Annotated in this window: 9 protein-coding genes; 4 read left to right on the top strand and 5 right to left on the bottom strand. The window is 54.6% G+C overall.

What is annotated here, in order from left to right; genetic code table 11:
- Nucleotides 1–14 precede the first annotated feature (14 nt).
- The gene (locus A6F69_RS04480; protein WP_067597918.1) at nt 15–1,613 is read left to right on the top strand and encodes an AbgT family transporter; all 1,599 of its coding nucleotides are present in this window, start codon (nt 15–17) and stop codon (nt 1,611–1,613) included.
- A gap of 21 nt (nt 1,614–1,634) precedes the next feature.
- Here A6F69_RS04480 and A6F69_RS04475 read toward each other — a convergent pair whose 3' ends face one another.
- Nucleotides 1,635–2,240 (bottom strand): TetR/AcrR family transcriptional regulator, encoded by a 606-nt coding sequence (locus tag A6F69_RS04475; protein WP_169816550.1) that lies wholly within the window; start codon nt 2,238–2,240, stop codon nt 1,635–1,637.
- Between the two features lie 318 nt (nt 2,241–2,558).
- Between A6F69_RS04475 and A6F69_RS04470 the strand changes: the two genes are divergently transcribed.
- The gene (locus A6F69_RS04470; protein WP_245638284.1) at nt 2,559–4,364 is read left to right on the top strand and encodes a flavin-containing monooxygenase; all 1,806 of its coding nucleotides are present in this window, start codon (nt 2,559–2,561) and stop codon (nt 4,362–4,364) included.
- 206 nt (nt 4,365–4,570) lie between these two features.
- Here the strand turns inward: A6F69_RS04470 and A6F69_RS04465 are convergent, their stop codons facing one another.
- From A6F69_RS04465 to A6F69_RS04450, 4 genes are all read right to left on the bottom strand, one after another.
- Entirely contained in the window at nt 4,571–5,437 is an 867-nt protein-coding gene (locus A6F69_RS04465) for a class I SAM-dependent methyltransferase (RefSeq protein ID WP_067597912.1), read from the bottom strand.
- 151 nt (nt 5,438–5,588) lie between these two features.
- On the bottom strand, nt 5,589–7,451 hold the full coding sequence (locus A6F69_RS04460) for an AAA family ATPase (RefSeq protein ID WP_067597910.1): 1,863 nt from the start codon (nt 7,449–7,451) through the stop codon (nt 5,589–5,591).
- A gap of 388 nt (nt 7,452–7,839) precedes the next feature.
- Nucleotides 7,840–8,727: a sugar kinase gene (locus A6F69_RS04455; protein ID WP_067597907.1), complete on the bottom strand. Its 888-nt coding sequence runs from the start codon at nt 8,725–8,727 to the stop codon at nt 7,840–7,842.
- 96 nt (nt 8,728–8,823) lie between these two features.
- Nucleotides 8,824–9,456 carry an RpiB/LacA/LacB family sugar-phosphate isomerase gene (locus tag A6F69_RS04450; RefSeq protein WP_067597904.1) on the bottom strand — a complete coding sequence of 211 codons (633 nt, stop codon included), beginning with the start codon at nt 9,454–9,456 and terminating at the stop codon, nt 8,824–8,826.
- A 268-nt stretch (nt 9,457–9,724) separates the two neighbouring features.
- On the opposite strand from A6F69_RS04450, the gene A6F69_RS04445 reads away from it, so the two are divergent.
- Together A6F69_RS04445 and A6F69_RS04440 are read left to right on the top strand one after the other, a co-directional pair.
- Entirely contained in the window at nt 9,725–11,080 is a 1,356-nt protein-coding gene (locus tag A6F69_RS04445; RefSeq protein WP_067597894.1) for a DUF1800 domain-containing protein, read from the top strand.
- Nucleotides 11,077–12,210 carry a DUF1501 domain-containing protein gene (locus A6F69_RS04440; RefSeq protein ID WP_067597891.1) on the top strand — a complete coding sequence of 378 codons (1,134 nt, stop codon included), beginning with the start codon at nt 11,077–11,079 and terminating at the stop codon, nt 12,208–12,210. The genes A6F69_RS04445 and A6F69_RS04440 overlap by 4 nt, the downstream gene beginning before the upstream one ends.
- Nucleotides 12,211–12,215 lie beyond the last annotated feature (5 nt).

Here is a 12,215-nt window from a genome sequence, read left to right as displayed (position 1 = left end):
TACCGGAGAAATTGATGACCGAGTTTCCTGCTACCACGGGAGAATACAAGCAAGGCAAACGCAACGCGTTCACGCGCTTCCTCGATGGAATTGAGTGGCTCGGCAATTTGCTGCCGCATCCAGTCACGCTGTTTGCGATCCTTGCGTTCGGTATAGTGCTGCTGTCCGGCCTTTTGGGCTGGATGGGCGTCGCGGTGGTCGATCCAAGGCCAGCCGGTGCGCCGGGCGTGGCTGAAGATGGCATGATCCGCGCGGTCAGCTTGATGGACGGTGACGGCATTCGCCGTATCTTCACCAATCTCGTCGACAATTTCACTGGCTTTGCGCCACTTGGCGTCGTCCTTGTCGCGATGCTCGGCGTGGGCGTGGCGGAGAAGTCTGGATTGCTCTCCGCCGCCGTGCGCAGCATGGTGCTCTCCGCGCCACCCAAGCTTGTGACAGTCGCGATCGTGTTTGCGGGGATCGTGTCAAACACCGCCTCGGAAGTCGGATATGTCGTTCTGATTCCTCTCGCAGGTGCGATATTCTACGCACTCGGGCGGCACCCTCTAGCTGGCATGGCAGCGGCTTTTGCAGGGGTTTCAGGCGGATATAGCGCGAACTTACTGATCGGCACAATTGACCCTCTGCTAGCCGGTATCACGCAGGAGGCCGCGAGGCTGATCGCGCCGGAATACACGGTAGTGGCAACCGCGAACTGGTATTTCATGGTCGCCTCGACCTTCCTGATAACTATCATCGGATCGCTGGTTTCGATCTACATTGTCGAACCCAAACTCGGAGAATACGATCCCTCCGGCGCTGACCCGACGATCCTTGATGATCGGATGATGGAGCCAGTTTCCTCGGACGAGCGTAAAGGGCTACGCTGGGCAGGCTATGCTCTGCTGGGTGTATTGGTGCTGATGGCGTTAACGCTAGTTCCCGAATGGGGCGTGTTCCGCAATCCGGAAACCGGCGACCGGATCGACAGCCCATTCTTCGATGGATTTGTTGTGTGGATCCTGATTTTCTTTGTCATGCTCGGCTACGCCTATGGCCGCGCGGTGGGAACGATGAAGACTGACCGCGACGTTATCGACGCGATGGCAGCGGCGCTCTCTTCACTCGGGCTTTACATCGTGCTGGTGTTTTTCGCCGCACAGTTCGTTGCTTTCTTCGGCTGGACCAATTTGGGTGCGATCACTGCAGTTACCGGTGCAAACTTTCTGGTCGAGACCGGAATGACAGGGCCTGCGATATTCTTCGCTTTCATCCTTATCTGCGCAATCATCAACCTCTCGCTTGGCTCTGCGAGTGCACAGTGGGCAGTCACTGCCCCAATCTTTGTGCCTATGCTGATGCTTATCGGCTATGCGCCGGAGGCAATCCAAGCAGCCTACCGGATAGGCGATAGCACGACCAATATCGTAACGCCGATGATGAGCTATTTCGGACTAATTCTTGCCTGGGCAACGCGATATGACAAGAATCTTGGCGTGGGTACACTAATAGCGATGATGCTGCCCTATTCGATGTTCTTTATCGCTTTCTGGTCAGTTTTCTTCTACCTTTGGACCTTCGTTCTTGGGTTGCCAGTTGGACCAGGTTCGCCAACTTTTTACACGCCCTGATTACCAAGAACTCGTCTCCATTTAGCGGATGCGCTTCTCAACCAAGGCAACCACTTCAGACTTCAAGGAGTTCAGCAGTGACATGACTTGCGGATCGCGCAGGTCAGCAGGGAAGTTCCTAAGAAAGAAACCGTCGACCATTGCAAGGATTGTCGCAGCGAGCGAACGGGCCTCATTCTCTTCGATTTTGAGAGCAGATCGCTCAATAATCGTTTCCCAAGTGGTCTGGCTTACGCGATAGCTTTGATCGCTGAATTCCTTGAAGCGAAGATTATAGATCGCAACATGACCAAGAATTAGCCAGACGACCGCGTGCGGTCGATTTAACTCCGCGACATGCCAATCAAAGGCCTGCAGGATACCTTCAATCCCGCTTGCTTGTGATTTCTCGAAAATGAACGCGCTCCGGTCGTAGTCGGCTTGGGCGCGTTCGCATATTGCCAGAAACAGATCGTCCTTGGTCGGAAAGTAATACTGCAAATTGCCAAGGCTAATCGAGAGCCGCTTGGCGATTTCCCGCAGCGAAAAGCGATCGTAGCTGTGCTCTCCTAGCGCCTTCAACGTCTCACGAAGGATCTGCTCGCGTCGATCGGATGGCGGGGCCTCATTTGTCGTAGTCTTAGCCATGAAACCGCTCCTTCTGACTTGAAACGCCCCGTAATCCATCCGGATGAAATTTAATGCCAGAGTTTTACATGGCTGCGAACTTTTCTTTCCAATGTGCTCTCTATGATTCGGGTTTACAGCCCAAGAACCCGTCGACCTGCGCATTGCTGCGGACCAGAGTCTCATCTGTCAGCAGTAGTCAGGACAAAGTGACGGTGCTGTCAGTCGGAAACTACCAATCTCGACTTGGCAAAGCGGCTCAGAACAAAAAGATCAAGGCTTGCCAGTGTCGTCAAGTTGCAGCACTCTCCTTGCTTGCATTCCTTTGGGAGAGAGTATTTGGAAAGCACCGAAGCGATGACGCCAATTGATCGAGAAGCAATAAGGCGCAAATACGCTATTGAGCGCGACAAGCGCCTAAGAGCTGACGGTGGAGCTCAATATAAGCGGTTAGAAAGCGAGTTTTCGGACCTAGCCGCTGATCCCTACAACCCAGTGGTCGCGCGCGAAGCAGTAAACGACCACGTGACATTTGCGTTTATTGGCGGCGGATTTGCAGGTCTTGTCGTTGGCGCGCGTCTGAAAGAAGCCGGTATCGACGACTATCGCATCATCGACAAGGGCGGTGATTTCGGCGGGACTTGGTACTGGAACCGCTACCCCGGCGCGCAATGCGATACGGCGTCGATGATTTACATGCCGCTGCTCGAAGAGACCGGTCATATGCCGAGCGAGAAATACGCCCATGCCCCAGAGATCCGCGACCATTGTTCGCGCATTGGCGAGCATTATGGTCTTTACGAAAATGCGATGTTTCATACCCGTGTGACTGACCTTGCCTGGGACGAGACGCAAAAGGTTTGGCAGATACAAACAGACCGTGGTGATAAATTCACAGCCAAATATATCGGCATGGGAACTGGGCCACTTCATGTTGCAAAGCTGCCCGGCCTGCCCGGCATCGAGAATTTCGCAGGCAAGAGCTTCCATACCAGCCGCTGGGACTATGCTTACACAGGGGGCACACCTGAAGGCGAGCCGATGTCCAAGCTTTCAGACAAGCGAGTGGCGATCATCGGTACTGGCGCGACCGCGGTTCAATGTGTGCCCCATCTGGCTCGTGACGCGAAAGAGCTATTTGTATTCCAACGCACGCCGTCATCGGTCGATGAACGGAACAATGCTGCAATCGATCCAACTTGGTTCGGCGGCGTGAATGAGCCCGGCTGGCAGAAGAAATGGCAAGACAACTTTGTCGCCAATCTTGGAATGGGGTTCCCTACCGAGGATCTCGTAGATGATGGTTGGACTGATCTCGGCAAGAGGATTCGCTCCCAAGTCATTGGATTGGCGCCAGAGCAACGCACACCCGCGAACATTATGGCGGCGTGGGAAGATGCTGATCACGGCAAGATGGAGGAAATCCGGCAGCGAGCCGCGACAGTCGTCAATGATCCGCAAACAAGCGAGAACCTCAAAGCCTGGTACCGCCAATTGTGCAAACGACCATGTTTCCATGACGAATATCTCCAGGCCTTTAATCGCCCCTCGACGCATTTGATTGATACCGACGGCAAAGGCGTGGAACGGATCACGGAAAAGGGTGTGGTCGCGAATGGCGTCGAATACAAAGTCGACTGCATAATCTATGCCTCGGGTTTTGAGGTGAGCACTGATTTCGTTTCCCGGTCAGGCTACGACGTTACCGGCCGCGGCGGGATCAAGCTCTCCGAATATTGGCAGGACGGCATGCGCTCGTTCCACGGGTTGCACGTCCATGGCTTTCCGAACCTGTTCTTTGTTCAGCAGAACCAGGCGGCCGCTTTCATAGCAAACTACCCTCACAATCTGGTCGACCACGCAGAGACGGTCGCGACCGTGGTCAAGCATGCACAGAAGAACAGCTATCAGGAAGTCGAACCAACCGAAGAGGCTCAGGAGAAATGGGTTGCTTTCCTATTGACCGGCCCCGGTGCAAGGATTGGCAACATCGAGTGCACGCCGGGTTATTACAACAATGAAGGGCAAGGCTTTGGCGAACAGGAACGCTTTGCGCTCGGGCACCCCGCAGGCGCCCAAGGTTTTTTCAATCACATTGAAGCTTGGCGGAATAGCGGAAGCTTTGAAGGACTTGCCTTCAAATAGCGTAGCTTGATCGGAGGCGCCCAAAAGAAAAACTCAAGTGCCAGGCCGGTACTAGGCAGATGGGCGACAGCGAAAACTGACCAAAGCGGGGGAGTGATCTCGCATTGATCGAACCAAAATCATAGGAGGTTGAACGCGGAAAGTCCCTATTGAAGGCAAGGCTCGATTTCTGGCTGAGTCTCCGAGTTCATTTGCACCGAATATGGCTAGGCGATTGCTGACACTAACCAGGCTTTGCAGGCCATTATGATCCCTTTGTCTTCAACATAATGCCTCTCGAACAGAGCTTTCAGATCGGCGCTCGCCCTTTCCTGAATGTGCGCCTCTTGCTCGGCAAGGACACGTCCAACGCCTAGCGAGGACAAGACAAAACGTACAGCCTCTTCGGGTTGTGTTCCCGGCCCACCAATAGGTTGGCCAGCCTCATAAGCTTCAATTTCGATCTCGCTGAACCCACCACCGGCGAGAACCTCGCGCAGGTAGCCCACATCCTCGAAAGCGAACGGACCAGGAGCACGAGGTTCAGCAGGCGGGATGTCGACATGCTTTCGCACCACCCCCATCATCTCCATCATCCAAAGATTATCGCGCGGAGGTCCCCATACGCAGAGATCAATCCGAGCCCCCGGCCTAAGCAAGCTGTGAAGATTGGCGAAAGCCGGTATCGGCTCCTCGAAAAACATCGATCCAAAGCGCGAAAACAGCCTGTCAAAGGGCGCCTCTTCCAGCGTCACTGATCCGGCATCAGCGCAAATGAAGCGGACGTTTGATGCATTTTGCTCAGAGGCCCGCCTTCTGGCCACGTCGACAAGCATAGGCGCGACATCGACTCCAACGACTTCACCACTGGCGCCAACGAAGTCTGCGATTGCGAATGTTGTCGCACCGCCCCCACAACCGATATCCAGAACTCGCTCGCCCTCCTGAAAGCCAGCGCGGTCGATAGCGGCCGAGCCAATCGGATGGATCATAGCTTCCAGCCGATCAAGATTGGCAAGCCATCGCTCACCCATCTCACCGGCCCAATCTTCACCTTTCAACGCCTCTGACGGCTTGGCTCCTGCTTCAGTCATGGTTTAACCCCCATCAGTTCCAGTTTCCTGTTGCCTTAGTTGAACATGTTGAGGAGCAGCATCCATGCTCTCACTGCTCCGGTGCACTTTGGTACAATTAGAGGAACGCGGCCATCTCGTACTATTTTGGTCCTCGGTGCCACGGCATCGTTCATCTTTCCCGACAGTTAAGTACCGTACGGCCATTGGTTTCCTGTGCCGAAAGTACTGTGAGCTCGCGCTTGGGCTGAAGACGGAAGATCTCGCGCGAAAGTGGGTTAATGAAATGGGTCTCGATGCGATTGGCAATGCCTCGCCCGCCTTCGAACCAGTCGGTTAGGCAAAGATCGCGTATCTCACCCAGCGCCCCTTCCTCGATTATTACCTCGACCGCATGCTCTGCCCGAACCGCATCTTTCACACGCTCAATTATGGCAAGGAAGATTTCATAGGCGACCGATCCGCTAATGAACTCGAAGGCAACGATATTTTGTCCAAGGCGATTATAAAGTTCCGGCCGGTGCAGTTCGAGCCGGAAATGGTTGCGGACCGCCTCAATCAGCTTTCCCTCAAGCTCGGCATAAGTGTCACCAGGAAGAATGTTCATGCCCAAGTTCTGGGTGTGGTCTTTGCTAATCATACCAATGTTCGAGGTGAAGATGATCAGCGCTTCGGAGAAGTAAGCGGTCGATCCGCGCGAATCCGTGAGGCGGCCTTCGTCAAGTATCTGAAGGAACATGTCTAGAATACGCGGGTGCGCCTTTTCTACTTCATCGAAGAGCACGACGCTGAAAGGCTTCTTGTGCATCGCATTGACCAGCTGGCCGCCGTGTTCATGCCCGGGATATCCTGGCGGTGCGCCGATCATCCGGTTAATCGAATTCTCTTCCATAAACTCCGACATATCGAAGCGATGGCAAGCCGTATCTTCACCGAAAAGTAGCTCGGTAATTGCCTTTGCAAGCTCGGTCTTGCCTACCCCGGTTGGTCCAGCGAGAAACAAGACACCACGCGGGCGACTATGGCGAGAACTGGTTTGTGAGCCCGACAAGCCGACGATCGAGCGAACGAGGATATCCAGCGACTTCTCTATCGCACGTTTCTGTCCCTTCACACGCTTCGACAGGATCTCCTCTGCTCTTGTCACACGGGCACGCATAATCTCCGATTTCCACGGGTTCCGACGCGTTCCGAGCCGATCCATGCGGATCGCATCAGCAATGTCATTTGTTGGTATACTCTCGGCCTCAGCCAATTCGGCGACCTTGCGCATACCCACGAGAGTCATGCTGTCGGCTTGGAGCGCAAATTGCTCCAGGAAGGATGAAATTCCGTCATCATCCAAATCGCCATGGTCGCAAAACAGCGGCAAGAGTGTTTTGGCAAAGACGTGCCTGTCCTCCAGGTTCGGAAGTTCGACGAAGACTTCGCGCAGCGTGTCATTGCCGCTGGTGAACCAAGCAGGTAAATCGCCAGGCCTGTCGATCAGCCAGACGGTCGGGCCGACATTCGTGTCTGTACGATCCAAGGCTTGCTGTGCCGAATGATGCGCTTCGATGAGAACTTCAGAAAGCCCGAAGGGGCGTGCCTCGTAGAGATGCGAGGCGTAGTCGACGAGGAATAGCAGCCTCATCGTGGGGATAGTTGTGACCACCTTGTGTATCCGCACGAACTCTTCGGGAGTGTCGATCCTACTCCCCAGCGGAATGCCTGCTTCGGCAATCGCATTCGCCAGATTTTCGTCGCATTGCGGATGCAAACTCAGCCCTGCATCAGAGTCATACTGGATTAGCCCGTCGAAGCCCTTCTCTTGGGAAATGCGCCAGAGCACATCATCGAAGCGAACAAAGTCCATCCGGTCTTGAGCAGCAAAAGGGAACAAGTCTCTGAGATTGCCCGTAACCGCGAAATGCGTTCGCCGGTCCAGTCCGGAACTGAATTCGTCGAACCAGACCGGAGCGGCGCTACTGCTTTCCTTGTCAAGCTGCAGCCCCAAGACATTCGTTGGGCGATGCGGTCCGGTCAACTCATCCATCTCTCTCCCCCTGCGGTACAATGAAGACTACTCAGTCGAGCAGCAAAAGGATGACATGTCGTTGACTCCAGTCAATCTTCAGCCCCCAATATACTATGATCAGGTACCATTTCTCACACCATAAGGGATGGCGGGCAATAGATGGCGGTGGAAGCAGTCAGGCGCTTTTCGCTCCGAGTACGCAATTTGGTACCACCAAACAGCCCTGCGGAGAAAGCCGGCCTGTGAGGGCAGGATGCTCTCTAAATTCCGTTCTCCGCGGTACCGGGTCACGGCCCAAACCCCGCAGAACTGCGGGGTTTTGCGTAGCAACTTCTCACATGTCAGGAATGGCCAAGACTAAGTGGCGGTGGAAGCAGTCAGGCGCGAACTCATCTCCTTATGCCCCCTAAAATGCGATGGCTCCTTGGTGACCCAACGTTTTTCGCGCCAGAGCTTGCCCTGCTTCAACACAATCATCGATAGATTGCTCGTTCAGCCAGGCATCTAGGAAACCACCGTTAAACGCGTCTCCAGCCCCGCTAGAATCTACCACTTGGGTTGGTTCTGCTGGAAGCAACCTTGGCTCTGGGCTCTTACTTGTCGCGACAACGCAGCCTTTCTCTGCCGCCTTGACCGCGACGGTATTGCATCCTGCAGCAAGCCAACGACGGGCGATCTCATGCTCCTCAGCCTTGGAGCTCCATAGATCTTGCTCGTCAGTGTTTGTCGGCAAACCGATTGTGCAAACGCCCATCGCTTTTTGTGATGTTGCTTCCGCAATGGTCAAACTTGGCCAAAGGGCAGGCCGGAAATTGCTGTCATATGCGACAGCGGCTTCGCGGCTCTTCCTTGAAGAGGCGAGCTTCAGCAATTTCTCGCGGCCTTCGCCTTCTGCAATCGCTAGAGAGATGAGGCTGAAATAGACTAGCCTCGCCTCGGCAGCTTCTTCGAGCGCTTCAAGAATGCCCGGCAAGTCGAACATTTCGCGAGCTGCGCTGCGATCTCGCCAGTAAAGAAAGCTCCGCTCACCATGTTGATCTAGGTGGATCGCGTAAATCCCGGGATTACGGGTCGGATGTCGAAGAACGTATCGGGTATCAATTCCTTCCGCTGACCAAGCGGCAATCATCGCATCGCTGATAGGATCAGTTCCAAGCGCTGTTACAAACGCAACTTCGTGGCCGGCTCTCGCAAGATGGATGGCCGTGTTGAGCGTATCCCCGCCGTAACGGAGGCCCTCGCCGCCATGGCTGTGATACTCCAGCATCGCCTCGCCAAAGATAAACGTCGTCATTGTTCCACTCGATAAAACTCTTCGCCATCGCTTGAACTTGGAATTTGCGTCTTCCTGAGTGCTTTAGCCTCGCCACCTGTCACAGAATAGCCAGCGTCAGAGACCTCGCAAATAGGCGCTAATCTCTTGATCCTGCGAGTTGGGGTAGAAGTACTCTTCAAACCGCTCTCCGGAAATCGCTGTCTTCAACAACTCCTGATCGGCGTTCTTGAGGATCGTAAGCATGTCATGGCAGGAGACTTTTTTGAGGTCAGCAAGGATGCCACGATTCTTCGCCATGACCTCGGCGCGCTCTTTTGGGTATCCCAAGCCAGGTTCGTTCTCGAAAAGCTTGCGATAACAGTCTTGCAAATTGAGTTCGGCCGCCCAGCCGAATCCTTTCGCATAGGGCATGGCAATCGCATTGCCTGCATTGATCTGGCTGAACAAGAATGCGTCGGTCGGATCGATGACAAGCCCGCAGAAAACCCCTGGCATCGCATTGAGCGCAAGCATAGAGCCCATTCCCGTACCGCAGCCTGTGACGACAAAATCCGCAGCTCCGGAGTTAAGCAAAGCTCCTGATAAAAGCCCGTTCATGGGATAGGTCAGATGGGCCCTATCTTCAGGCGTATACATTCCGTAGTGAAAAACCTGATGGCCCATTGGTTCAACAACTGAAGTCAGAGCATCATGGATCAATTCGCTCTTCGCGGCCTGGCTGTTCTCAACGATCAATGCAATCTTCATATTCTGCGTTCTCTCATCTGGCTCTCATCTGGCGGAAAAGCTCGCGTTCAAGCTTAAACGGTAACTCGAAATCTCAAAACTAGGTAACCGGTGTCATCTTTTGATGCAAGCTCCGATTTGGCTTGCAAGATCTCCGCCAGCCGCTTCACTCAAAGGTCGATTAAATTATTGATTTCAAGAATAATTTATAACTGTGCGTCTTGATACAATTCGATACTTGTTCTTTTAACTCACCCGTGTTCTTCTCTCGTCGTGCAGGAGAGACAGAATGTCAGATCACATGTGGAGTGTAGCTCTTACCCGGTTCGGGTATGGCCGTTTCCCATCAGCTGCCCTGGATGGGAGCCCAAAGGCTTGGCTCAAGTCACAAGTGGAGCAATATGACCCCTATCCTCGAGAACTAGATAGTCTTCCTTCTTCCACTCCATTGGTTCGCGAGTTCGGCGCCTTTCGCCGTCTTCGCAATGCCGATGAGGAAGCCAAGCGTACTGCCAGACGCGCTTTGCGGGGACACCTGCGTGAGGCGATTTCAGCACGCATTGAACTCTCCGCCCGAACCCTTGCGCCCTTCGCAGAACGGATGGTCCAATTCTGGGCCAATCACTTTGCCGTCTCAACGGAGAAGCCGGGGACTGGTCCGCTGGCAGGTAGTTTCGAGGCTGAAGCTATTCGGCCCCACGTTTTCGGGCGCTTCTCGGACATGCTTAAGTCCGCCGAACTCCATCCAGCCATGTTGCTGTATCTGGATCAAGCCCAATCGATTGGTCCCAACAGTCAACGTGCTCGAAGAGCGGCGCAATCCGGCAGACGGAGAGCCGGCCTCAACGAGAATCTTGCCCGTGAAATTCTCGAACTCCACACTCTGGGAGTCCGATCAGGTTACTCGCAGGCAGATGTTACAAGTTTTGCAAAGGCATTGACTGGGCACACCATTCCCGCCGTACGTCGTCGTGGACGGGGCACGAACGAGCCATATACTTTCGTACAGAATTTGCACGAACCTGGACCCAAGACCGTCCTCGGCAAAATTTATCGGGAAAATGGCGCACGCGAAGTAGTGCAAATTCTTGATGATCTGGCAGCACACCCTGCGACAGCCAAGCATGTCGCCACAAAACTGGCTCGGCATTTCACGTCTGACGATCCTCCAAGCTCGCTCATCGATCGGTTGAAGGCACGATTCATGGCAACGGATGGAGATCTGAAGGCAGTTACGTTGGCATTGCTCGACTCTCCAGAAGTGTGGGGTCCCGAGCGGCGAAAATTTCTCAGTCCTTGGGATTGGAGTATCGCTTCGCTGCGCGCGGTTGAGCCAGCGGAGTTTGACCCAATGGCGGTCCGCAGAATCATGGTCAATCTTGGTCAGGATCTTTGGAAGCCAGGGTCGCCGGCCGGCTTTGACGACACAGTAACTCGATGGGCCGCCCCCGAAGCGTTGCACCGGCGTGTCGAAGCCGCTCAGGCATTCGGCAGGCGAGGGTCTGGCAAGGATGCACGAGCAATAGGACCGTTGCTCTACCCCGGCGTATGGAGTGACCATAGCGCGCTTGCGGTCGCGCGAGCAGAAAGTCCAGCACAGGCAATGGCGCTGCTGCTGGCGAGCCCGGAGGCGATGTGGCGATGATCATTAACAGGCGAAAACTTCTAGGCGGCAGCGCTGCTGCACTCGCCGTCGCAGGGCTTCCCAGAATTTCGTTTGCTGCGCAGAGCGGCACTGCGAAACGGCTCGTATTTATCCTTCAACGCGGGGCTGCGGACGGATTGGGCATTCTCGCACCCGTGGGCGATCCTTCTTATTCCACATTGCGAGGAATGTTGGCTGAAGATTATGCGGAAGCGCCTCAGATAGGTGGTCTGTTTGCCCTCCATCCTGCACTCATCAATTCTGCGAAAATGTATGCCGACGGAGAGATGATGGCAGTTCACGCGGTCGCATCGGGCTACCGTGATCGATCACATTTTGACGGACAGAATATCATAGAGAGTGGCGGATTGAGGCCATATGAGCGCAAGGATGGTTGGCTGAACCGGTTGCTCGGATTGCTGCCCGAAGGCGAGAATTCCGGACTTGCCATTTCCCAGAACATTCCGCTGGCTTTGCAAGGCCAGAACAAATCCGGCTCCTACGCTCCATCGCGCCTGCCCGATGCTGCAGATGATTATATGCGGCGGATTGGCCATCTCTACATGGGCGACGAACGGCTTCACATGCTTTGGGAAGAGAGCGTCGCGACCCGGACCGTGGCTGAAAGCATGGGCGGTGCCGGCAATATGCGTCAATCAGCGGAGGTAGGCGCATTGGCTGCCCGTCTCCTGACGGCCAAGGATGGTGCTCAAGTTGCGATGATCGAGACCACTGGCTGGGACACGCACAATGGCCAACGTCAGCGTTTAGGACGCGAGCTGGGAAATCTCGATACGCTTATCAGTTCGTTGAGGCGAGGCCTGGGCACTGTTTGGAACGATACACTCGTTGTTGTCGCGACAGAATTCGGCCGCACTGCAGCCGTGAACGGAACCAACGGCACCGATCACGGCACAGCTTCCACCACTTTGCTTTATGGTGGAACGCTGAATGGTGGAACTGTGCTCGGTGATTGGCCAGGTCTTAGGCAAAATGACCTTTATCAAGGACGAGATTTGAAGCCGACCAGTGCTCTTGAGACAGTGATTGCCACCTCATGCGCGACCCATTTCAATCTCGATCCTGAATTGACCAAGCGGACCCTCTACCCTGACTTGCAGCTCAGATGAATTCT

Source organism: Altererythrobacter ishigakiensis (assembly GCF_001663155.1).
GTDB lineage: Bacteria > Pseudomonadota > Alphaproteobacteria > Sphingomonadales > Sphingomonadaceae > Erythrobacter > Erythrobacter ishigakiensis.
The sequence above is the reverse complement of the archived record's forward strand: the minus strand, read 5'-3'. Positions and strand labels throughout refer to the sequence as shown.